This window comes from Paenibacillus sp. MAH-35, from assembly GCF_058135425.1.
In genome coordinates this window covers 75,792-98,521 of record NZ_JBYUPU010000019.1, presented here as the reverse complement: position 1 = coordinate 98,521, position 22,730 = coordinate 75,792, and the positions used below count along the sequence as shown (strand labels likewise).

The 22,730-nt window shown below is 49.3% G+C and carries 20 protein-coding genes, 1 pseudogene and 1 riboswitch; of the genes and pseudogenes, 2 read left to right on the top strand and 19 right to left on the bottom strand.

Annotated elements, in window-relative coordinates; translation table 11 throughout:
• Positions 1-9: 9 nt before the first annotated feature.
• From AC3Y2E_RS20145 to AC3Y2E_RS20115, 7 genes are all read right to left on the bottom strand, one after another.
• Complete coding sequence (locus tag AC3Y2E_RS20145; protein WP_379213476.1) at positions 10-378, bottom strand: hypothetical protein; 369 nt, start codon at positions 376-378, stop codon at positions 10-12.
• 113 nt (positions 379-491) lie between these two features.
• Positions 492-2,186 carry a S9 family peptidase gene (locus AC3Y2E_RS20140; protein ID WP_379213474.1) on the bottom strand — a complete coding sequence of 565 codons (1,695 nt, stop codon included), beginning with the start codon at positions 2,184-2,186 and terminating at the stop codon, positions 492-494.
• 206 nt (positions 2,187-2,392) lie between these two features.
• A complete protein-coding gene (locus tag AC3Y2E_RS20135) occupies positions 2,393-2,785 on the bottom strand; it encodes a serine hydrolase (protein WP_379213472.1) in 393 nt (130 codons plus the stop codon).
• A gap of 193 nt (positions 2,786-2,978) precedes the next feature.
• A complete protein-coding gene (locus tag AC3Y2E_RS20130; RefSeq protein WP_379213470.1) occupies positions 2,979-3,692 on the bottom strand; it encodes a DUF5694 domain-containing protein in 714 nt (237 codons plus the stop codon).
• 199 nt (positions 3,693-3,891) lie between these two features.
• Positions 3,892-4,461, bottom strand: a complete 570-nt coding sequence (locus tag AC3Y2E_RS20125; RefSeq protein WP_379213468.1) for a dihydrofolate reductase family protein — start codon at positions 4,459-4,461, stop codon at positions 3,892-3,894.
• Positions 4,462-4,826: 365 nt separating this feature from the next.
• Positions 4,827-5,261, bottom strand: a complete 435-nt coding sequence (locus AC3Y2E_RS20120; RefSeq protein WP_379213466.1) for an NUDIX hydrolase — start codon at positions 5,259-5,261, stop codon at positions 4,827-4,829.
• Positions 5,262-5,360: 99 nt separating this feature from the next.
• Positions 5,361-6,275 (bottom strand): AraC family transcriptional regulator, encoded by a 915-nt coding sequence (locus AC3Y2E_RS20115; protein ID WP_379213464.1) that lies wholly within the window; start codon positions 6,273-6,275, stop codon positions 5,361-5,363.
• 177 nt (positions 6,276-6,452) lie between these two features.
• Between AC3Y2E_RS20115 and AC3Y2E_RS20110 the strand changes: the two genes are divergently transcribed.
• Positions 6,453-7,244: a phytanoyl-CoA dioxygenase family protein gene (locus AC3Y2E_RS20110; protein ID WP_190929645.1), complete on the top strand. Its 792-nt coding sequence runs from the start codon at positions 6,453-6,455 to the stop codon at positions 7,242-7,244.
• 183 nt (positions 7,245-7,427) lie between these two features.
• On the opposite strand, the gene murD is transcribed toward AC3Y2E_RS20110, so the two are convergent.
• The 7 genes and pseudogenes from murD to AC3Y2E_RS20075 form a co-directional block, all read right to left on the bottom strand.
• Positions 7,428-8,759, bottom strand: a complete 1,332-nt coding sequence (gene murD, locus AC3Y2E_RS20105) for a UDP-N-acetylmuramoyl-L-alanine--D-glutamate ligase (protein WP_379213461.1) — start codon at positions 8,757-8,759, stop codon at positions 7,428-7,430.
• A 97-nt stretch (positions 8,760-8,856) separates the two neighbouring features.
• Positions 8,857-9,326 (bottom strand): annotated as a pseudogene (locus AC3Y2E_RS20100) (NADP-dependent oxidoreductase); the annotation flags it as partial.
• Positions 9,322-9,600, bottom strand: a complete 279-nt coding sequence (locus tag AC3Y2E_RS20095) for an ArsR/SmtB family transcription factor (RefSeq protein WP_379213459.1) — start codon at positions 9,598-9,600, stop codon at positions 9,322-9,324. The gene AC3Y2E_RS20095 and the pseudogene AC3Y2E_RS20100, both read right to left, overlap by 5 nt.
• Positions 9,601-9,695: 95 nt before the next feature.
• Entirely contained in the window at positions 9,696-10,661 is a 966-nt protein-coding gene (nrdF, locus tag AC3Y2E_RS20090; RefSeq protein ID WP_190929643.1) for a class 1b ribonucleoside-diphosphate reductase subunit beta, read from the bottom strand.
• Positions 10,649-12,742 (bottom strand): class 1b ribonucleoside-diphosphate reductase subunit alpha, encoded by a 2,094-nt coding sequence (gene nrdE / locus AC3Y2E_RS20085; RefSeq protein WP_379213456.1) that lies wholly within the window; start codon positions 12,740-12,742, stop codon positions 10,649-10,651. The genes nrdF and nrdE overlap by 13 nt, the downstream gene beginning before the upstream one ends.
• On the bottom strand, positions 12,739-13,110 hold the full coding sequence (gene nrdI, locus AC3Y2E_RS20080) for a class Ib ribonucleoside-diphosphate reductase assembly flavoprotein NrdI (RefSeq protein WP_379213454.1): 372 nt from the start codon (positions 13,108-13,110) through the stop codon (positions 12,739-12,741). Before nrdI ends, nrdE begins: the two co-directional genes overlap by 4 nt.
• Entirely contained in the window at positions 13,107-13,331 is a 225-nt protein-coding gene (locus AC3Y2E_RS20075; protein ID WP_190929640.1) for a glutaredoxin family protein, read from the bottom strand. Before AC3Y2E_RS20075 ends, nrdI begins: the two co-directional genes overlap by 4 nt.
• A gap of 392 nt (positions 13,332-13,723) precedes the next feature.
• On the opposite strand from AC3Y2E_RS20075, the gene metE reads away from it, so the two are divergent.
• Positions 13,724-15,994, top strand: coding sequence for a 5-methyltetrahydropteroyltriglutamate--homocysteine S-methyltransferase (gene metE, locus AC3Y2E_RS20070; RefSeq protein ID WP_379213451.1), 2,271 nt, complete (start codon positions 13,724-13,726; stop codon positions 15,992-15,994).
• Positions 15,995-16,014: 20 nt separating this feature from the next.
• Here the strand turns inward: metE and AC3Y2E_RS20065 are convergent, their stop codons facing one another.
• From AC3Y2E_RS20065 to AC3Y2E_RS20045, 5 genes are all read right to left on the bottom strand, one after another.
• Complete coding sequence (locus AC3Y2E_RS20065) at positions 16,015-16,956, bottom strand: LysR family transcriptional regulator (protein ID WP_190929638.1); 942 nt, start codon at positions 16,954-16,956, stop codon at positions 16,015-16,017.
• Between the two features lie 43 nt (positions 16,957-16,999).
• On the bottom strand, positions 17,000-17,470 hold the full coding sequence (locus AC3Y2E_RS20060) for an NUDIX domain-containing protein (protein ID WP_379213449.1): 471 nt from the start codon (positions 17,468-17,470) through the stop codon (positions 17,000-17,002).
• 287 nt (positions 17,471-17,757) lie between these two features.
• Positions 17,758-17,963: riboswitch (cobalamin riboswitch) on the bottom strand.
• A gap of 142 nt (positions 17,964-18,105) precedes the next feature.
• Complete coding sequence (locus AC3Y2E_RS20055) at positions 18,106-18,987, bottom strand: phosphotransferase family protein (RefSeq protein WP_379213447.1); 882 nt, start codon at positions 18,985-18,987, stop codon at positions 18,106-18,108.
• 312 nt (positions 18,988-19,299) lie between these two features.
• Positions 19,300-21,195, bottom strand: coding sequence for a right-handed parallel beta-helix repeat-containing protein (locus tag AC3Y2E_RS20050; protein WP_379213445.1), 1,896 nt, complete (start codon positions 21,193-21,195; stop codon positions 19,300-19,302).
• Positions 21,196-21,302: 107 nt separating this feature from the next.
• Entirely contained in the window at positions 21,303-22,616 is a 1,314-nt protein-coding gene (locus AC3Y2E_RS20045; protein ID WP_379213443.1) for an ABC transporter substrate-binding protein, read from the bottom strand.
• Positions 22,617-22,730: the final 114 nt, after the last annotated feature.

Sequence of the window (22,730 nt, the reverse complement as noted above, 5' to 3'; positions counted from 1 at the left end):
ATCATCCATTTAAGGAGCAATCAAGAAAAGCCGTATAGCCACAAAGAGAGTCATTAGGTGTTTGTTTGCAAGGTGGATCATTTTCTCGCTGTCAGGTGAAAATAAAGTATTAGACTCCCATGCTGCTAACGCAGCACCATCAGATAACGTAGTGGCCGGCAAGAGCGACATTAATACCGCTTTGCGTGAAGCGGAGGAATCAGCAAACCAGAAAATTAGCACACTTGGCAAATAACGCATAAAGGGAAAAGACCCGCGGAACTTAAACAGCAGGTTTTTCCCTTTTATGAAAACGGGAAAGCGGCACGGACATTTTCCCTTTTCTGTAAACTCCATTTGCAAATCTGCGACATCGTCAATCCACGAATCGCCGCTCACTCAGCCAAACCAATAGCGACAAACCGTAGCAAGCTCCTCAGCTTTTTTGACAAAGCCCATTTCTCAGGCTATACAGGAATGTTTAGTTTAAAGCCAAACAAGAAGAATGATCTTCATTCATACTTCTGCAAATATTCAAATAACTGAGAAAACATTTCCTGTCTGTGACGCTTCAAACCATGGGTATCGTCATGAAAGATCGTAAGCTCACAGGGGACGCCGTTGTCCCGAATCAAGTTTTGGATCTTTTGAACCTCTTCATTCGTGGATGTTGTATCCTGTCCACCGTGAAACATCAATAAAGGGCTTTGGATTCTGCTGCTTTGTATAAGTGGAGATCTTCTATTTTTTTCGGTTTCCATCTGTTCGGGATCAGAGGGATATGCTCGAGACTTGTAAAACCCGAGGTGATCCAGATCCGTGACCCCCCATAAAGTAATTCCTGTAACCCATAACGTTGCATTGTCGGCAAGAGCCAATAGAGTTAACAATCCACCATAGCTATAGCCGATCAGAGCAAGCGGACGGAGATACCCAGTTCTTCGTTTCCAATCCAAGCCGCTCTCCATCACATCCCATACATCAGCCCGCCCCATTTCTCCTATGTTGGCTTCTTGATGTTCTTTACCAGCTCCAATCTGCCCACGATAAACTGGACAAATGACTTCGTATCCCTTATGTAATAGATGCCTGATTATTGGGTTTCCCTCATCGATCGATGCAGAAGGACCACCAAAAATGAATTCCACAGCAAGATGTTTGGGTTCATCAGGGATTAAACGAAGCACTGGTACCTGTTTCCCATCTCGGGATAATATCGTGTATTTTTCGCGCCGGTAGTTAAGTCTTGGCCATTCTTCAGCTTGAAATATACAGGGACAGTCGTCGGCATAATCCCATTGGTGCACTTGCTTTCCTCTATGGGCTATGTAAAATAAGCGCTCCCTTTCCACATACCATGCCGGTCCCCGCAGGGTTTGCATTATTGGAGAACACCCGAACAAGCTTATCTTATGAATCGCCGTCTGATCATTTAAGGAGTAAACGGCGATTTCGTGCTTGAACATGCACAGCACTTGATTCATCCCCGGTCTAAATGCTCCGCCGATTATATCTGGAGATGTGATCGACCACAAAAGGTTCATATCTTCAACTCGTAATATCTTTAGAGCCACGGACCCATTAGCTTGCACTTCTTTGATCAAAAACGAGTTAGAGTCATCAGACCAACAAAAGCGTCCTGATTCGTGACTGCAGCCACTATCCCCTGGAACGATAAATTCGGTCCCCTTCTGAATGTCTGCAATAATTATTTGTTTAAGCGGGTTTGGAGAGTCGAGATATTGCCTGTGGAACACAACTAATCTACCATTGGGCGACCATTGCGGAAAACGATCTACCGCATCATTGTCGGTTACCTGATGCCTAATATTTCTCAATAGATCGATGTGGTAAATATTTGGGGGTATCTTTCTATCTGTATTGTTCGCTGGATAGGCATTGTAAACGAGAGAGTTCCCGTCAGGCGACCATTCACAAAAAGAGGCATGTTGGCCTGAAGTATTCTTGATAGTAGTTGTCGATCGCATTACAACATCATGAAAATAGATATTTCCGTCTCCAAAAAACGAAATTCGACGACCGTCAGGAGAAAACCGTGGACCTTGAGGAATAAAATGCGGGCCTACCTCACTGACCATGCTTTTCGAAGAGATGTCGTGAATCACCATATTTTTACTGCCGTTCGATAGAAGCTGCAAAATTGCCATCCTGTTAGAGTGGGGATGGACATCCAGATCGATAAACATCCGAAAACATCACCTCCTATAAGACTGGGAATAATTCGCGTATAATCGATCAGTAAAGTTGCTGAAATACTAGATAACCAGTAAAAGGTATTTCAACACATTTACTCCAATATCCTGCTCGTTCGTAGCGAAGGGCCGCCATGCGGTAGCCCTTTCAGCGTTGCACAATCGTATCCGTCGTAGGAGGGCGCAATACAATGCTAACCTCAATTCACAGCTTTAATATTTATCAGGGATGGTTTTAGCTTTTGAAATAAATGTTGAGAGTTCACTTTTTCAAAATTCCAGAGCATGATGATCCGTAAATCTAGAGCAGGATAATACCAGATTTCCGATCGAAACCCCGGTGTCCCTCCCCTAATCGATTGAAAATCTGATCCCAGAAACCAGCCGAGTCCATATTGTAAATTCGGATCAAACGTCGTGGTATAGTAAGGGGTAAACAACTTACGCAATGATTCCTGCGAAAGTAATTTTCCTTTGAATAAGGCGTCGCACCACTTGTCCAGATCACGAGTCGTTGAATACAATTCGCCCGGCGCATCTACGATTTCACTCAAACGGTCATTATCGGCATTGATCATTTTGCCGTTCTCCATGGAGTGCCCGTAAGCACGGCCTGGGTTATGCAGTCTCGGCTTTACGATTTGAGATGAGTCAATTAATCATAGAAAAAAAAGATTTTATCGATTACGTGGCGAGTACCGGTTGCCGTCTTGTGTAATTGAGCTATAGTATCCGTTAGTTGAATAAGTATTGATGCCGAAATTGTAAGGCAGATAGGCTGTTTTCTTATTCAAGATACTTATCAATGTGTTCCACTTCAAACAATCCGCTCTCATGGATGAATTGCTTAAGTAAATAATTATGACCACTTCCATAAATAACCAAAATTCGATCATCTTCCGTAGCCAATCTAGCAATGTTGGAGAATATGATTAAGTTTCTCCGATACCACCAACGCAACCAAAATGGACCTATGTAATCAGGATAATCACCCAAGCGTGCTCTATATCGAATATAATATTGATGATCAAAAGCATTTAGCTCCTCATCGTTGTGCGATCGAATCATTTCCAACACTGTACCAGGCTTGTACATCTTACGCAGTTGTTCCGTGTGTTCTTCTGCTTCTTTGGCTAACTCAGGTTGATTTATTTCTGCTTCTTCAAAGCCGCGTTCCAACAAATCAATATCAGCCTGTTCAAGGTGCATCCAATCCGTTGCATAAATGTTCTCGTGTCCGAGATCGTGGGCAATGCGAAACCCTAGTTGTTGAATCTCATTTGCTGGCAGTTCTAAATCCCCTGAAAGATATTTCCGATATTCTACATTTAGCTCATCGTTTCGCTCGGCAACTTTCTCCACACAAACTTTCGTCGGACGGAACTCCGTGATTCGCTGTACCAATTCTTGAATTTCTTTCTGACGATAGGGTTCAAGGATGTCTTCAACATAGCGAAAATGGAAAACACCCAACACTAACACAATCGGCTTGCTTCTCATACACATTATCCCTCCTGTTTCCAAATGACGATAACAAGTGTTTATATTCGTTCCGAAAAAGTAATCCCCTTCCAAAAAAGTATGATTTATACGTTAGTCTACCCGTTAGCTTAATAAAAACGGCAGCCGATCATCTGGCCGGCTGCCGTTGCGTTTAATTTTAACTATAGCCTTCGTGAGCGGAACACCTTGTGTGCGGCTATTTCTCCAACTCATAGCGGGCCGCGATAATGCCCGACTTGAGCGTTCGGCTGGACAGCAGCTTGAGCCTGATTTTCTCGCCGCCGTCGTCGAATACCGATTTTCCGCCGCCCAGGACGACCGGACAAATGGTAAGCAGGAATTCGTCGATCAGACCAAGCTTAAGCAGCGTCTTCGCCGCTCCCGGACTGCCGAAGATAACGAGATTTTTGCCAGGCTGCTCCTTGAGTACCTTGATTTCCTCGGCGATATTATCCTTGATCAGCATTGTATTGTTCCATTCCACCTTGTCCATCGTGCCGGAAATGACGATCTTCTTAACATCCTGCAGCCATTTGGCATGCTCCATATCATGCCTCGACGCATTCGGATTGTCCAGCACCTTGGGCCAGTAGCTCTCCATCATGCGATACGTCGTGCGTCCGTAAACGGGAGCTCCGACTTCGGCTACGATCTCCTCGGCGTATTTCTCTAATTCCTCGTTGTACGGAATCCAATCGAGTCCTCCGTTCGAATCCGACGCATATCCGTCCAGCGACACATGCATGAACAATACGAGTTTTCTCATGTCGTTTCTCCTCCGATTTCAAATTGATTTGGGTCGATTCTTTTGGCCGTTGGCTCGCGTTTCATTCTTGTGTTACATTTAATATAAATCATTACGTTACGTAAGGTTCAAGTGGAAATCTGACTTTTTTGAAGACAATAAGGTTGGGCAAACTGCCCCAGCCGATGCAACTGCCGCCTTAAATTCAGAAATTTGGGTAATGGCTGCAAGTGTTGAATGTATAGCCGTATGATTACATTGTACCCCACTTATTGTTGAGCACTTCTGCCCGTCCCTCGCAACGGCGGACTTTGACCGGCTTCCGCCGGGGATCGATCAAGTTATCGACCCGTTTATGAAGCTGCTTGTCGCCGAAATATGAACCTTTAAACATTTCCATGAAATGAATACATTGAAGGAAGTTTACTCTGAGGCACAATTAACATCGGGACTGATAACTTTGAAAAAATAGAATTTGCGGTAGAAATATCAATCCACCTTACTTCTACAATCTCATGATCGGGGTCTAGACTTCCTAGTTCTCCATTTATGATTAATGCCGTAAAGGTGAATAGTACGGCGTGATGCCCAACTCCAGTAAAAAATGCTTCTCTTACCGAGTAAAGACCTGTTACCTCTATATCGACGCCCGCTTCTTCCTTTGTCTCCCTAATAGCGGCATGTTCCAATGTTTCTCTAGGTTCTACCGCCCCACCAGGCAAACTCCAATCGGAAGTACCTCCCCTTTTATTTCGTACCATCAAAACCCTTTCTGATTTTTCGTCAAAAATGAGGGCACTCGCCACATCAACTCTTTTCAAACAATCTCCCCTCCCGATTAAACTGAATATTGGCCTGACACGCACTATTGCTTGAATCATAACTTCCATTATTGAGCGGGAACAGCACGATCAGGGCAATTAATAATTGTGATAGGAAGACCTGTTCCCGGAGGTCAGAGCCGTCGAGCGGAACTGCCCTGGTGTCTTACCCGTCAATTGCTTGAACGCTTTATTAAAATGGCTCAAGTCGTTAAAGCCGACCTCCTGCGCGATATGGATGATTTTATCGCCGGAGCTGCGAAGCAGCTCGCACGCCATGCCGATTCGCACCTCGTTGCGGTATTCCATGAACGTTTTCCCGGCATACTGCTTGAACTTGGCGGTAAAAGCCGCCGCGCTCATGCCGCACATCTGGTATATTTGCTCCATCATAATCGGCTGCGCATAATGAAGCTTGGTGAACTCGCACACCCATGCCATCACCGATTTTTCGTCCCGCACAGCAGACAGCGGCTCAGACACCCGTTTCTCGTACCATCGGCTTAAGGAGATGAACAACTCCATCAGCATCGCTTTGACGCACAACCGGTAACCCAATTCTTTTTTTCCATACTCGCCTACGATCCTGTCGAGCACAAACTTGGTTTCCAGCCCTTCGTTCACCGTCAGCTTCAAGTGATACTGAAATTCCGAAGAAACGCGAATCATCGGCTCCAGATAGAAAAAACGGATAAACGGAGTGACCTGCGACAGCTGGCGAAGCTCCGCTTCAAGCAACTCCGGCAGAAACAATATATTGTATACCACCATCGGCACACTGCCCGTCACTCGGTAACCGTGTTCCGCCTGCGGCTCGATGACGAAAAAATCGCCTCTGGCGATCGGATAGGTTTCCCCCTGGTAAATATGCTCGCCCTCGCCTTCGGCAACGAAAACGCATTCAATGAATTCATGCTTATGAGGCGCAATTGCGTTCGAGCGGAACTCGTAAGGCGCAATATGAAACGGAAAATCCGGGCTTTCCAGGAAATGCTCTTTCGTGTAGTAGATCATCGCGATCCCTCCGGCAGCGAAACGTTCAAGCAGTTTTTTCCTATTGTAGCACCCTGCATCGCGGAATAGCCAAGAAAATATCCCATGTTTTGCAGCAAATTCGCCAAGCCTCCCGCTTCGCCGCATGGTATGTTTGATTCAGAAACCAGACTTGATGGATGAAAGGATGCGATAGTGTTGGCGGAAAAGACGGATCAGTGGGTAACGCAGGAAAAAGTGGAATTTTACAAAGAAAACGGCTTTGTGCAGATCGACAACGTACTGACGGCGGAGGAACTCGAGGAGCTGCGGGAATACGCCACTGAAGCGATGACCACGGAATCGAAGCATTCCGTCAGGACGGATCAGGATGGAGGCGCTTACTATAAGGTATTGAACCAAAAAGTAAACGTATGGCGGGACCACGGCGGAATGGCCAAATATTCGCTCCACCCGCGGCTTGCGTCGATCGCGATGCGTTTAACCGAGGCGAGCGGAATCCGTTTGTTCCACGATCATTTGCTTTGGAAAATGCCGGGCGATTCCAAGCCTACTCCTTGGCACCAGGATACGGTCAAATGGCCGATGAACGAAACAGGTGCGCTCTCGATATGGCTAACCCTTGATGACGTGGACGAGCGAAACGGCTGCATGATGTTCATACCGAAATCGCATACGGCCGGCAAGCTGAAAAATATAAGCCTGGTGGATCCTGTCGACATCTTCGAGTATGTCAAAGGAACGGAACTGGAGAATCAACGGCCTGTCATCGTGCCGCTCAAAGCGGGAAGCTGCACGTTTCACGACGGATTGACGTTTCACTATGCTCACGCCAATCAGACTGATAAGCCGCGCCGGGTACTCGCCACCATTTACATGAAAGACGGTACGACATATAACGGCGCCAGCCATGTGATGACGAACGAGCAAGGTCTGGTTGTCGGCGAGCCGATTCGCGGACCGCTGTTTCCGCTACTTGCCAAAGCCTGATATCGCTACCTCCAGCGCGTTCAACAATAGGCAGGACAGAATACGGACAACCGATCCGCAGGCTGCCCTGTCTTTTCTGTTGCTCGAAAAGATTCGTACCGACGCACCCGCCGTTACTTTTTCAGCTGTGCGACCTGCTCTCGGTATCTTCGTCCGTTTCGTATTTGGAGGAACACCTCTTATTCAAGCCTCTCCCTCTGACCGCTGCAGTGCCCCGACCAGCCCTGCAAAGTGACGCCCGCGCTCTTCAAAGTTTCTGTATTGGTCATATGCGGTGCAGGCAGGGCTCAGCAGCACTGTGTCTCCCGGTACGGCCAGCTTGTGCGCTTGTGCCACTGCCTCGGTCAAGTCCCCGCAGCGAACAATGGCCGGGCAGTTCGGCACTCCTCGTGCGGCAGCCTCAATTTGACTTGCCGCTTCGCCGATCAACAGCAACACCTTGACATGGTTAGGAAGCAGACGTGCCATCTCATCAAACGGTACCTTCTTATCTCGCCCGCCAGCGATCAGCAGCACCCGGCCCCTGTGCGCGTGCAGCGTGGCAACGGTACGGGCAGGACTGGAGCCGATGGAGTTGTTGTAATAATGAACACCGTCTACAGTTGCCACCCATTGGTTTCGGTGCTCCACGCCGGCGAAGGTGCGCACCGTCTCCAGAATGGCCTCGTCCGACACGGTTCCCCGCACGGCGGTCATGGCAGCCATGACGTTTTCTACGTTATACCACCCAGGCAACCGAATATCACGAACAGGTACCAGCCCGTCGATCACATCATCGTGGACCGCGTGTCTGCCGAAGTACCTGGTTTGCCCCCGCCCCCACAGTGTGGCGGTCGCAGGATTGTCGCCGTTCAGGACGGCAAGATCGCCAGCCTTCTGAAAGTCCAGCAGCCGGCTCTTGGCGGCGATATATTCATCCATGTCGTAATGCCAGTCGAGATGATTGGGCGAGAGATTGGTAATTACCGCCACATGGGGAGAGCGCGTCATGTCCATCAGCTGGAAGCTGGACAGTTCGACCGCACATACGTCCTGCGGCGACATCTCTGCAGCGCGCGTCAGCAGCGGTGTGCCAATGTTGCCGCCGAGATGCACCGTGCGCCCGTCGTTGGCCAGCATGTCGGCAATCAACGAAGTCGTGGTAGTTTTACCGTCCGAACCGGTCACACCGAAGATGGGACACGGACACAGCGCGAAGAACTCCTCCATCTCACTGGTCACACGACTGCCGCCCGCGCGGGCCGATTCCAGTGCCGGATGGTTTGGCCGCATGCCCGGAGTGCGGAATACCATGTCGCCGCCAACGCGATCCAGGTAATTTTCCCCTATGTGCAGCCTGACGCCCAGATTGTCCCATTCCTCTCGGGGGAGGTCCGGGTCGCGGTCCCGCACGGTGACGATTGCGCCGGCCGAGCAAAGCATGCGGATCAGCGGTGCGTTGCTAACCCCGACGCCGATGACAGCTACATCTCGGCCGGTCAGCGATTGGATATAAGCTTCATAAGCAGGATTCATAGACACCTCCAACAAGGAATATCAATAAATCGAATATACCACATATCGAGGTATTGAAATGATCCGGCTCAAGCAGGAGCGTCTGCGGAGGCCGCTCTTACTTTATTTTAATGACTACTTTTCCCTTGGCCCTTCCACTTTCCAGATAATTAAATCCTTGCCCGGCATCTTTCAAAGGAAACACCTTATCGATAATAGGCTTAATGAGACCTCCTTCAATAAACTCCTTTAAAACCTTCAATTGTTTTCCGCTCGGTTTCATAAAAAGGAAGTGATACTTGCGGTTGTGGCCACAAAAGCGCCCATCTGCTTGGCCAGTTGAATGGCGAAGGTTCCTACGCCTCCCGAGCCTGCGTGAATCAACACTTTTTGGCCTTTTTGAAGATGCAACAGATCGACAAAAGCCTGGTAAGTCGTAAGTCCGATCAGCGGTATCGATGCCGCCTCTTCAAAGGTTAGATTCTCCGGTTTCAGCCAAATATCGTCCTCATGAACAGCAATAAATTCGGCTAATGTGCCGATTCGATTTTTGCGGGGTCTTCCGTACACTTCATCTCCAGGTTTAAATGTATTCATGGTGCCCTGTGCATTCATCTTCAACGGCTGTAATTAACGATTTGAGTTGTTCAAGTGGTTTACGGATCGTCAATACATAGTAGTTTTCTACGCCTTTTTTGTCGGATTTAATAAAACCGGACTGTTTCATTACTTTTAAATGATGGGATACAGCAGGTCTGGACAAATTCATATGGCCTGATATTGTATTTACATTCAGTCCCATTTTATTCTGTGCCAACAGCATAATAATAGCTTGACGGTTTTCATCAGTCAGTACTTCCAACCTTACTCAGAATCAGGATCGAAATGCACTTCATCTCTCTCTAACGGGTCAAACGGCGAAATGAAAAGGCACCCTCATCACAAGGGTGCCCCGTATTAAAATCGAAACGTATCGTCTGTGATCGGAGCCACCTTCGCTACTGCGTATGTGGAGCCTTTCTGTGAGAAGAAGTCATATGTCGAGCCCTCATTGCGAATTCCGTTCATAACGATCGGATTCACTTCCTCGTCCGGGAACATGACTTCAAAGCCGATATTCATAAGCGCTTTGTTCGCATTATAGCGGACGTAGCTTTTGACATCAGGACTTAGTCCGGTTTCCGCATACAAGTCGTTCGTATAGCTTACTTCGTTGTGATAAAGATCGAGCAGGAACTCGTAGGCCCAGACCGTCAGTTGTTCCTTCTGCTCCGCCGTGAACTGCTTGAAACGCTGCTGGGCGAAATACCCGATTGCAACGCCGTGAATGGACTCGTCCCGGAGAATGAGCGATATCACTTCCGCGCTGTTCCGCAGGACGCCTTGTCCACCTAAGTACAGCGGGAAGAAAAACCCGGAGTAGAACAAGAAGGACTCGAGCATGACCGACGCGAACATCGCCTTCCACAAGGAGACATCGTCGCCTTCTTTGATCGAAAGATAGACGTCGCTGATTCGCTTCGCCTTATATTGCAAATACTCGTTGCGCTTGACCCAGTCGAAAATCGCGTCGATCTCGCTGTTCGTGCACAAGGTCGTGAAAATGTACGAGTAGGATTTCGCATGAATGGCTTCGAACGAAGCGAACACCGTGTACAAAGCTTTCTCTTGCAAATTCGGCTCATAACGGGCGATTTCGTTCATTCCGATATTCGTCTGAATGGTGTCGAGCAGCGTTAACCCGCCGAGCACCTTCTTATAGGTATCCTGATGCGCGAAATCCTGCCATTGCTTGATGTCTTTGCTGACCGCGATTTCTTCCGGGAACCAGATCTGCTTCCATTGCTGGTCCCAGAACACTTTGGTCAGCTCATGCTGGTTGCGGTTCCAGTTAACGGCCTCGAATGCTTTTAAATCGAACATGAAACACACTCCTCGATCGTTTGCAGGCGCTGACGCACGTAGTACACCGTCTTGATCCCTTTCATCCAGGCATAGATGTACAGGCGGGCCAATTGCTCGGTCGTCCATTGGTCGGTCACGTATAAGGTCATCGATATCCCTTGGTCAATGTGACGCTGAGCAGCTGCGTATAGGTCTATCATTTGATACTGGTCGATCTCATAAGCTTCTTTATACAAGGAGATGTTGTCGTTGTTCAAGAACGGCATCGGATAGATGGTGCGGCTGTCGGCGTAATCGCGAATCTCCACCTTCTCCGTGCATGGGGCGATCGAAGCCGTACTGCTACGGATGTAAGAGATGCTTCCGGTCGGCGCGATCGCGAGGCGATAGGCATTAAACAAGCCGTGTTCCATGACTTGTTCCTTCAAGGTGCACCACATCTCTTGCGTAATCACCGGAACGTTGCCAAGCGCCTTTCTCACTTGTTCCGGCAGCTCGGTAACCTCTTTGGACACGTATGGATCGAAATAAGTACCGTTCGCGTAGTCGCTCTGTTCGAAACCGTGGAACGTTGCTTTCTTCTCCTGGGAAATCCGCATCGACGCAAGCAGCGTGTAATAGTTGACGGCTTCCATGAATACGTCCAGGAACTGAACGGACTCCTTCGAGCCATACAATATTCCTTGAGAGACCAGATGACCATGCAGGTTCATCAGCCCAAGGCCGACCGAATGCATGAGGCGATTCGCTTTGGCGACCGACGGAACGTTCTTGATTTCCGTCATCATGGACACATTCGTCAATAGGCGCATCGACGTGTCGATCAATTGTTCGAAATTGTTCTCTTGCACCGCTTTATGAATGTCAAGGGAACCCAGGTTGCAGGATACGTCTAAGCCGTATTCATTCTCCGTGCCGTGGTCATTAATAACGCTCGTCGATTGAACCTGCAAAATTTCCGTACACAAGTTGGACATCTTCACCCGTCCTAGATTGCGCAGCGGATGCTTCTCGTTCACATGATCGTCGAACACCTCGAACGGATAACCCGATTCGAACTGCGCTTTCTTGACCTCCGTGTACAATTTGCGCGCATTGATCCGCTTGATCTTACGAATGTTCGGATTGTCCAAGAACTCATAGTACATTTCGCTAATGCTGATTTCGGACATCCTTTTGCCGTATTCCTTGTAAATGTCGTACGGGCTGAAAAGCACGATGTCCTTGTCCCGCTTCATCAGCTCGAAAAAGATGCTCGGAACGATGATTCCAGTTGACAACGTCGCAAGGCGGATTTTTTCGTCGGCGTTCGGCTTCTTGGCTGAAATGAAGTTCTCGATATCAGCGTGGAAAATGTTCAGGTAAATTACGCCGGAGCCGTTGCGCTGGCCCAATTGGTTCGAATAGGAGAACGAATTCTCGAGCAGCTTCGCGACCGGCATGACGCCGCTCGCGCGGTTCAGTATCTCTTTGATCGGATCGCCGAGAGGTCTGAGGTCGGTCACGTTTACCCCGACACCGCCGCCTAAGCGGGACAGCTCCAGGCAATAGCCTATATTCTCGGCAATGCTGTTCATCGAATCGTCCATTGTCAGCTTAAAGCAGCTGACAAGCTCTCCGCGCGCTTTTTTGCCGCTGTTGAGTGCGGTTGGCGTTGCCGGCTGATACGCCGACATCATGACCTCTACCGCGCGCTCCGCCAGATGCTCGTCCCCTTGCGCCAAGTACAACGCGGTAATGACGATTCGATCCTCATACTTCTCCAGAATTTCCTCGCCATTCCTGCTTTTCATCGCATAGCTTTCATAAAATTTGCTCGCGCTCATGAACGAAGGAAACCGAAATCCGTAAGCGTAAGCCTTGTCGTAAAGCTGCTCGATAAACGACATGTCGTACTGCTCCAAAAATTCGGATTCATAATAGCCCTCGTCGACGAGATAACGTATTTTTTCTCTTGTATCGATGAAGTAACGCAGCTTCGCGTTGACGTGCTCTAAAAAGTAGCGGCGCGTTGCCTCTTTATCCTTGGCGAGATCCAGCTTTCCCGTCCGGCTGTATTGATTCAGCATCTCGTTGTTCAATTTCAAATAGGATTTCATCCGACGTGCTCCTCTCGGAAACATTGCTCGTAATAGTCGTGAATGGCCTCATAGTCTTCCGCGAAGCCGCGCATGTCGATCTTGCGCACGAGCGGGACATTCAGCTGCCGCGCGATCGAATCGCCGGCTCCGCCGAACACGTTATGGCCGAAGTTGCTGTTACCGCTCACGATGACGCCGCGGCAAAGCTTGCCGTTCCTCTCGAGAAACAGCTTCACCTTCGCCGGGATCTCTCCTAGGCCGTCCGTATATGTAAACAGCAAAAAAGGCTCCGCAAGCATACGGTCTTCTTCGATTTCGATCGCAGGCAACCGAAGCCGCGAAACAATATACCGGACATTACCTGTACGGCTCGCAAAAGCGATCATACGTTCACCTGCTCCATAAGTTTGACCATTTCGCTCGTATCAAAAATAAACTCGCCGCCAGCTTCCATAACCGGCAAGCTCGTGACTCCCGCTTCTAGTAATCTTTCACGCGCCTCTTCGTCATGATCGATGTTGACGATCTCGACTGCGAGACCAGAACGCGCAATTTCAGATTTGATCCACATGCATTTCGGACATACCGTTTTCGTATAAAGTTTCATACCGATTCTCCTCCGGTTTCGTTTTGGTCGAATAAAAAAGCACCCTCGGGGATGAGAGCGCGGCCACCGACATCATTCGACTCTAGTTTTAGATAACGAGCCTTGTGCCATCGGCGCACCCAACATAGAATCCTATGTCTTCATGGCGCCGGCACCTGACCGATATTCGTATTTTAAATGAAGTACAATCATCATAGCATACGTACGCCAATATTCCAATATACAGTATGTTAATTGTCCTTTTGATCCTTTTCCATCAATATATTGATATGACAAGCTTCCCGTTTGGACCATAGAATAAAACTATGCCTGGGTATAGCTTTTTTGTGTTTCCCGATAGCAGCTTCCGCGCTCTATACTAAAGCCAACATTCACGCAAGGAGCTGTTACAATTGAAAACATCCATTATCGGTTATCCACGAGTCGGAGCGCTAAGAGAGCTTAAATTCGCATCGGAAAAATACTTCAAAGGCATGCTTCCCGTCGAAGAACTGCAACAAACGGCGGCTCAGCTTAGATCGGCCAACTGGAAGCTTCAGCAGGAGAATGGCATCGATTTCATTCCGTCCAACGATTTCTCCTTCTACGACGGACTGCTCGACACAGCTTGCTTGCTCGGGATCGTTCCGCAACGATACCTAGCGCTCGGCCTAAGCCCGCTGGAGACGTATTTCGCAATGGCGAGAGGCTATCAAGGCGACAAAGGCGACGTTAAAGCGCTGGCGATGAAAAAATGGTTCAACACGAATTATCACTATATGGTGCCCGAAATCGACGATACGACAAGCATCCGTTTGGCCGGATCGAAGCTATTGGACGAATTTACGGAAGCCAAACAGCTCGGCATCGCAACCAAGCCTGTGCTGATCGGAGCATTCACCCTGCTCAAGCTCGCGAAATTCACCGGCTCGAAGAAAGCGAAGGATTTCGTGCCTGCGGTTGTCGAAGCTTATACGGCTGTCCTGAACCAATTGAATACGCTTGGCGCAGCATGGCTTCAACTGGATGAGCCTGCATTGGTAACGGACTTGACTGCGGAAGATATCGCACTGTTCACGGAGCTTTATAACGGTATCCTGTCCGCCAAAGGCAGCGTAAAAGTTGTCGCGCAGACGTATTTTGGAGACGTTCGCGACTGCTATCAGCTGCTTCAAGCGCTGCCGTTTGACGGGATCGGCATCGATTTCATCGAGGGCAAGCAGTCTTTGGACCTCGTGCGCAAGCATGGCTTCGCAAGCGACAAGGTGCTATTCGCCGGCGTAATCAACGGCAAGAACATCTGGAAAAACCAATACAAGCAGACGATTGCCCTCGTTCGCGAGATTAGCAAGCATGCAAGCCAAGTCGTGCTCGGCACTTCATGCTCGCTGCTACATGTCCCCTACACGATTAAGCACGAAACGAAGCTGACGGCGGCGAATAAGCAATATTTCGCGTTCGCGGAAGAAAAGCTGCGCGAGCTTGCAGAACTCAAGTCGATTCTGGAGCAAGCAAATCCCGAAGCCTCCGCTTTGTATACAGAGAATGAGAAGCTGTTCAGCGCATCCCGCCTCGCGAACGACAACTCGGTACAGAAGAGAGTGGCGGAGTTGACGGACGCCGACTTCACGAGATTGCCTGCCTTCGCCGAGCGGGAAACGATTCAGAAAGCGAAATTCAATCTGCCGCCGTTACCTACGACGACGATTGGTTCGTTCCCTCAGACAGCTGACGTCCGCGCAAACCGTGCAGCCTTTAAGAAAGGCAACATCACCGAGGAACAGTACAAGCAATTCAATTTTGACCGTATCGCAGAGTGCATTGTCCAACAGGAAGAAATTGGGATTGATGTCATTGTTCACGGTGAATACGAACGCAACGACATGGTCGAATACTTTGGCGAATGCTTGGACGGCTTCATCTTCACTGAGAACGCTTGGGTGCAGTCTTACGGGACACGCTGTGTCAAACCGCCGGTCGTGTGGGGCGACATTAGTCGCAGCAAGCCGATTACTGTAGAATACTCGGCGTTCGCGAAGAGCCGTACCCACAAGCCGGTCAAAGGCATGCTGACGGGTCCAGTTACGATCCTGAACTGGTCGTTCCCCCGCGAAGATATCAGCCTGAAGGAAAGCGCTCTTCAGATCGGTCTTGCGATTCGTGACGAAGTACTCGATCTTGAAGCCAACGGCATCGAGATTATCCAGATCGATGAAGCCGCATTAAGAGAGAAGCTGCCGCTGCGTCATTCGGACTGGCAGAGCGAGTACTTGAGCTGGGCGATTCCTGCCTTCAGACTCGTGCATAGCGGCGTCAAAGCCGAAACGCAAATTCATACCCATATGTGCTACAGCCAGTTCAACGATATCCTTCGCGATATCGATGCGATGGACGCCGACGTCATTACGTTCGAAGCATCGCGCTCCGACTTGGCCATCATCGACGCAATCAACGAGTGCGGCTTCCGTACTGAAGTCGGCCCAGGCGTATACGACATCCATTCCCCTCGGATTCCAAGCGTCGAAGAGCTGAAACAAGGACTAGATCGCATGCTGGACAAGATCGAGGTCTCCAAGCTATGGGTTAACCCGGACTGCGGACTTAAAACTCGCGGTGTCACTGAAACGTGGGCCAGCTTGAAGAACCTTGTCCAAGCAGCCAAAGAAGTAAGAGCAACATTGTAATAACGGACAAGAGGATGGGCTCAAGCGAGCTCATCCTCTTGGTTGATGATCGGATAGCCGAAATCCGTAATGACTGTTTTGAGCTTCAGAACGTAGGCGGCGGCCAGCTGGCTCAAGCTCGCCTTCGGATTCACGATGTAACCTACCTGTATGCTCTCGTCCGTGCGCAGCCGTACGGATTTAATTTGCTCCCCGTTCAGATCCTTGTTCAGTACGCCCGAGCTAATGGTATAACCATTGAGCCCGATCAGCAGGTTGAATAACGTGGCGCGGTCACTGACCAATATTTTCTTCTTGTACGTCCGTGTGCTGAGTATTTCCTCCGCGAAATAAAAGGAATTATATTCGCCTTGCTCAAAGGCCAGGCACGGGAAGTCATCCAAATCTTCGATGTCCAGCAGCGACTTGGAGGCAAGCGGATGCTCCTCACTGATGAATACGTGCGCTTCCGCTTGGAACAGCGGATGAAATCGCAGCTCGTTGTCCTTTAATATCTTCTGAATCACCTTTCGATTGAATTCGCTCATATAGATGATTCCGAGCTCGCTTTTCATATTCCGTACATCTTCGATAATCTCGTAGGTGCGTGTTTCGCGCAGCGTACACTCGTACTCATCCACGTTAAGCTCCTTCAGCAGACCGACGAAAGCCTGTACCGAGAAGGCGTAATGCTGTGTTGAGATCGAGAACAGTTTCTTCGAAGGCTTACGATTCATATACCGCTGCTCGAGAAGCTCGGCTTGCTCCACGACTTGCCTGGCGTAGGATAAAAACTCCGCTCCGTCGCTTGATAGCACGATTCCCTTGGACGATCGAAGGAAAATCTCAATACCCGCTTCCATCTCGATTTCTTTCACCGCGTTGGACAAGCTCGGCTGCGAAATAAACAGCCTCTTTGCCGCTTCGCTTATGGAGCCGCAACTAACGATGGTCAGAATATATTTCAATTGCTGCAAGGTCATTGGAATCCCCCTTCACTCCAGAATTTGCTCCGTTTCACCCGTTCTAGCAATTGCCCGATCCGCAACTCCACTCGCTACCTGTCCTGCATTGGCAGACCCTAAACGGATGCTCCTTGATCCATTCAGAAACAATGAGATAAACATTGTCTTTCATATAAGGGCTAAACGCGGGATCTTCCATAATTGCAACCTGCTCTGGGATGGTATCAAGCAGCATAACCTCGTCGGTTTCAAACCCATCCGGCAACTCTCTAAGAATGCTCACCTTGGAGATATAAATATTTTTCACAAATACAAGATGACCCTGCTCATAGATTAAATATTGTCCTATCCTTTCAATCGACTCAAGCTCCCCGCCAGCCTCTTCATCCATCTCCCTGATAACCGTTTGTATAATTGACTCGCCTTCCTCTCTATTTCCCCCAGGTAATTCCCATCCGCGGCAACGATGTCTAACAAGAACCAATTTCCCTTTGTAAAAGGCGAAAATCAGCACACAGTTAGCTTCTTCCATTAGACACGTCTTCGTTAGTATGATTTTTTGATTGGGCAAGGCTCCAGGAAACTCATACTTCACACTTACCACCAACTTACTTTTATTTAATAACGGCTACTCCGCGTTTGACTCCCCATTTTTATCGAACGCCGGGGCGCACTCTATGAAACATGGTATCGGCTCGTGCCGCATCTGCTAACAACAATAAAAGGCGTCTTCCCTGTGAAAAAAAACATAGGGAAAGACGCCTGCATAATCTACATTATGACGGTTCATCTAACACCTCCCTATCTCCCGTAGGTACAGCAGTGCTGTCAGAACAGGCAGGTCTCCTGGCTCCGGAATCGTCACTCGGCAGCGGCCTTCCCGATCCATGTAGATCAGTGGCTGGTTGAGCTGCCTGCTCCTCCGTTACAGTGGCGGGACCGCGTCGGTATTGCACCGGACTTCCCTATTAAGTCAGAACGACAAGCACGCTCGCCGATCAGACACCTGTTCTCGATTATGCAATTTATACAAAATTAAATATATCTACATCTTACTCGACAATGAACGATAAAAACAAATGTCCCTTTGCCTAATATCCAGTAGTGGAGACTTCCTTCCTATATCACAATATACTAAAAACGCTAATATGTTCTAAACCACTATGCTCAATAACCCACTGAATTCCTCAAAATAGCAATATTTTCTTGAAGGAACGTCTGATTTTTTTTAATTCCTCTGTTTTTACACCAAACAACTGAGCTGAAAGCATCGTAAATATCATAAAGCGGCAGCACTCTTTCCAGAGCCAACATAGGTCGAATCGATTGATAACCTTCAATGAACGGTATCTTTGTCCTCGGATTGACTTCCCAAATATATCGATTGACTTTCGTAAAATCGATTTCCGACGATCCGCCACGGGCACTCTCGAAATCAATAATGCCGGCAACCTCGTTACCATTCACCAATATATTGCCTGGCCTAAAATCCATGTGAACCATGCAGGGTCCGTCCGGGTCCGGTAAAGCAGAGAACACTCGATCAAAGTGAAGAATACATCTTTCATACAATTCTGGTTCGAGAATTTCTTTGCATGGCTCTTTCCACTTTTCAAAATTACTTTGGATATGTAATCTCCAATTATTTTGCTCAAGTAACTTATAACCATCGGTTAGATGGTAACCATACCCAGGAGTTTGAACCTCATGGAGCTTAGCATGATACATGCCAATTTGAAAAGAGAGTTTCTCATCAATGACTCCTGTACAAGGCACACCTTGGATGGCTGAAAGAAGCAATGCTCCCGTAATAGTTTCATCCCCATACCAAATGTCCAATACCTTAGGAACAGGTATTATATCTTTTAATGTTTCAAGTATCTGAAATTCACGGAATAGTTTATCCTTGTTAAATGGAATTTTTACAAAAACGTTTTCTCCACTGGCAAGAGTAAGTTTGTATACATCGGAACTAAAGGACTCTGGAACATCTTCTATATTCAAGACGTTCAACTTTAGCTTTTCTATAACTTTTAGAATGGAACTCATATGTTACCCCCTGCTTTGGAGCGATTCTTCCAAATTGTTTCTCTGAAAGCTGAGTTTATTCCAATATGTTACATATACCATAATCTTGTCCCAGTACCAAGCCCCCTTTTCGAGGGGCCTCCAGACAATGGTCAAACCAGCATATTCCATCCAAAAAAAAGAAGCCACTCCACTGTCAGGAGTGACCATGAGTTCATTGCTTGTGCAAGTGAGTTCGCGAAGCGATAACATATTGAGCCTGCCAATCTGTCTTAAAACTGACTGGAATCTTTTGTTCTCCAGATCTCCGTCGCCCGCTTCCCCGCGCGAAGCTTAAACGGGATCGAAATACGTATTGTCGTTTACGACCGTGCCGGTCCCCGAATCGACAATGCCGGTTGAGCTTTGCAACCTCGTCCCGAAGATCAGTTGGTTGCCGTGAATCCGATTGTAGCTGTCTACGGCTGCGTTTACTTTGATCGCATTGTCCGACCCGTTGCGGACTTCATACTTCGAGGTCGCGTCCGGAACGGTCGTCCAGGCTGTAGTCACGACAGCGACTTTCGTGGTGCCGTTATACGAGGCAACATTTCGTTTCTGCCCGATCCCCGTTCCCGCCACGATAAAGAGCAGCATCCCGTTATATTCGCCCGATCCCGCGGACGCCGTCGACGCCAGCGTAATCGAATTCACGCCGCCCGCCGTGGCAGTGCCCGCATTTTTCAACCGATTGCGGATGATGTTGCCCTGGATGCTGTTGAAGCTCGACGCCGTCGCGAGAGATATATCCGCCCCGCCGGTATTGCCGCTTTCGTCAATGCAGTTACCAAAGACCTGACAATGGGTAACCGTCGCCATACGTACGCTGGTCGATTTCACATTCGTAAACAGGTTGTTGGCTACCTGCACGCCCGAGGACATTTTCACGTCGATGGCGACCCCGTTCGGGTTGCGTATCAAATTCCCTTCCACCAAATGATTTTTAATAATCGACATGTAGACGGCCCCCTGATACGTATACAGCACGTCAACGATGTTGTTCTTGAAAGTAACGTTATTGACGTTCCAAACCGAGCTAAACGCGCCTGTTTCCGTGCCGACAAACCGGTTCGATTCGACGACAATGTTTTCGACCGTACCGACTCTCCCGTTCAGGGCCAATCCGCCATTGGCGTTGTTTTGGAACAGGCAGTTCACGATCGTCACTTTTCGGCAAATCCCGCCTGTGTCGGGCTCGATGTCCATCCCGCATTGGGGCAGCGTACCTCTCGTATTCTCGAACGTGCAGCCGTCGAAGAGCACGTTCTCGCAGTACGTCACGCTGACACCCTGCCTGCGGTTGTTGTCGCAGCGTACGTTGAAGAAAGCGACATCCCTGCTGCCCGTTTTTACGCGGTCCTGCCCGACCACCGCCCCGTCGCCCCAGCAATTGGCCAGGTACAGGTTGCGAATCCGCACGTGCGTGGAGCCGCCGATGCCGATGGCGTACCCTTGCTCGCCGGTCGTCCCTGTATGCTCGTCCCGCTCGCCGATAATTTTCCCGCCGCCCTTTATGGTTACATTTTGTTTGCCGAAAATGTTGATGACATAATACCGTCCGGCGGACGTCGGTTTTGCTTTTAACACGGCTTGCGGGCTTATAACGATCGTCGTATTATCCTTCGCCTCAATGCCGGCGGACAAATCCCCGAGGCCCGATGCGTCCGCATCGATCAGGTAGACGCCTTGCGGAATGTAGGCCGTGACGTTCCCGCCGCCGATCGCGTCGTTGATCGCCTGCGTATCGTCGGTCACCCCGTCGCCCTTCGCCCCGAACCATTTTACGTTGACCGTTCCGGCGTCGTGCACCCGTTTGAACCGTTTGCCGCCGGTAGTCACGACGATCGTACCGGTATTGTCCGGACTAGAGACGTCTGTCTCGTCGTATAGGAAAATGCCTTCTTGGCCCGCATCAACTACAAAATAAGCGTCCTCCGGACGGGAATCGGCGCCGCCCCTAAGCTCAGCAAGCGTAACCTTGACGCAAAAATCGATGGAATCCAGGTCCTTCCAATGAAACTTGTCGTCACCCTTGCCATCTTTGACTTTACCGTATACGCTTTCCGTCACGTCCGATTGCCCTGAAGCAACCGGCGCACCCGTGTTTACTATTCCACTTGCCGCCAATACCGCTCCAGCTGCTCCAATCGAAGCCAACAGTTTTCTTCTGCTAATCGTTAAATCGTTCATTCCTTTCCCTCCCCATAGTTTCGTAATCGCTTACAAATCCGATGAATGAATAACTTCTTGTTTGGTTTGTCCCTTATATCCCCGGCTTCGGAGCTTCGGAGAGCTATCTATTGGCTTTTGGCCGCGATATCCCTATTGGCCGCTTCCCCCGCATCGCGAAGCGCGCTGTTGATGTCGGTCTCGTCGTTAATCACTTTGGTCATCGCAGTATTCAAATGAGGCTGAACCAGCGGGTCGTTTTTCGAAGGCGCATACGGCGGAGCGAATTTACTTTTGAATACGCCTTTCGTGTTTTTCCCCTGAAGCGATTTGATATTGTTGCCATACATCTCTTTCAGTGCCTGGTCGTTCAGCGAGGTGAACCTGCCGTTGTTCGTAATTAATTTTTGCGTTTCCGCACCGGTCAGCAGGTCGATCGCCTGAAACGCTTCTTCCTTATGCTTGCTCAAAGCCGAAAGCATCAGGAAATGGCCGGACGAGGCACCTGCCACATTCGGTAAATCCGGGTAGCTCGGAAACTGGACGAGGTCCCAATTGAACTGCTGCGGCGTATTGTTTAACGCCTCCAGCGAGGCGATCCGCACATCGTAGCCGGGAGACATCGCAACCGTTTGGTCCTTGAGGAAATGGTTGACCGTGCCGCCTTTGCTGCCGGGAATGTCGTTGAACTTTTTGACCATCGCGAACAGTCTTTTCCAGCCGTCCGTTTCCACGTTCACTTTGCCAGTCGTTTGGCTCACGTAGGGTAGCGTAAGCTGCGTGCCCATGTCCAGCAGCCCCGGAAGATGCGCGCCCCTGTACTGGACGCCATCCACCACGCGCGAAAATTTCCGGGCTACTTCGTACACATCGTCCCAGGTCATCCCATCCGTCGGGTAAGTGACACCGAACGTATCGAACAAATCTTTGTTGTAGAACAGAGCAAAGAAATTAAGCGAGAACGGAATCGCGTACAGCTTGCCCTTGCCGCCGTACACCCTCGACGTTTCCATCGCCGCCGGATCAAATTTGCCGAGATCTATGTTGTGCATCTTAACCCGCTCTGTCAAATCATCGGGTGTTCCCAAATCCCGGTGAAGCGTAATTCTCGGGTAGGTCGTAAAAATGAAATCCGGAAAATCCCCCGCCGCGATCAAGTCCTGAATTCCTTTATCACCCCCCGAGTTTCTGAGCATCTCGACCGTAATGTTCGGATATTTGGCGTGAATCGGCGCGGCGATCAAGTTTTTGAACTCGTCGTCCGTAATCGTTGCGCCGTCCTGCAGCATGACCAGCTTGACCGGCTCCGCTTGCTTGGGAGGCGTCGTCGCCTTGTTATTCGGGGCGGATGACGCCCCTTCCTCGGCAGTGCCGCCGCAAGCTGCCAAAGACAGAGCTAACACGGTAGCCGCAACCAAACTTCCCGTCGTTTTTTTGAACATGAGTACCTACCCCCTATTGGAATTTAATAACGTGTCGTTTCGCCAATTCCGGTCGTGACCGGGCGAAGCGGCGTGTCCCGGGGCGGCAGACCGCCTTTCCCGGCGGGCAGCAGC

Coding starts and splice junctions, on each gene's coding strand:
- AC3Y2E_RS20140 (WP_379213474.1), bottom strand. CDS start 2,186: ATGTTTATCGATCTGGATGTCCATCCCCACTCTAACAGGATGGCAATT.
- AC3Y2E_RS20135 (WP_379213472.1), bottom strand. CDS start 2,785: ATGGAGAACGGCAAAATGATCAATGCCGATAATGACCGTTTGAGTGAA.
- AC3Y2E_RS20130 (WP_379213470.1), bottom strand. CDS start 3,692: ATGAGAAGCAAGCCGATTGTGTTAGTGTTGGGTGTTTTCCATTTTCGC.
- AC3Y2E_RS20125 (WP_379213468.1), bottom strand. CDS start 4,461: ATGAGAAAACTCGTATTGTTCATGCATGTGTCGCTGGACGGATATGCG.
- AC3Y2E_RS20115 (WP_379213464.1), bottom strand. CDS start 6,275: ATGATCTACTACACGAAAGAGCATTTCCTGGAAAGCCCGGATTTTCCG.
- murD (WP_379213461.1), bottom strand. CDS start 8,759: ATGAATCCTGCTTATGAAGCTTATATCCAATCGCTGACCGGCCGAGAT.
- nrdF (WP_190929643.1), bottom strand. CDS start 10,661: ATGTTCGATTTAAAAGCATTCGAGGCCGTTAACTGGAACCGCAACCAG.
- nrdE (WP_379213456.1), bottom strand. CDS start 12,742: ATGAAATCCTATTTGAAATTGAACAACGAGATGCTGAATCAATACAGC.
- nrdI (WP_379213454.1), bottom strand. CDS start 13,110: ATGATCGCTTTTGCGAGCCGTACAGGTAATGTCCGGTATATTGTTTCG.
- AC3Y2E_RS20075 (WP_190929640.1), bottom strand. CDS start 13,331: ATGAAACTTTATACGAAAACGGTATGTCCGAAATGCATGTGGATCAAA.
- AC3Y2E_RS20065 (WP_190929638.1), bottom strand. CDS start 16,956: ATGACCTTGCAGCAATTGAAATATATTCTGACCATCGTTAGTTGCGGC.
- AC3Y2E_RS20060 (WP_379213449.1), bottom strand. CDS start 17,470: ATGGAAGAAGCTAACTGTGTGCTGATTTTCGCCTTTTACAAAGGGAAA.
- AC3Y2E_RS20055 (WP_379213447.1), bottom strand. CDS start 18,987: ATGAGTTCCATTCTAAAAGTTATAGAAAAGCTAAAGTTGAACGTCTTG.
- AC3Y2E_RS20050 (WP_379213445.1), bottom strand. CDS start 21,195: ATGAACGATTTAACGATTAGCAGAAGAAAACTGTTGGCTTCGATTGGA.
- AC3Y2E_RS20045 (WP_379213443.1), bottom strand. CDS start 22,616: ATGTTCAAAAAAACGACGGGAAGTTTGGTTGCGGCTACCGTGTTAGCT.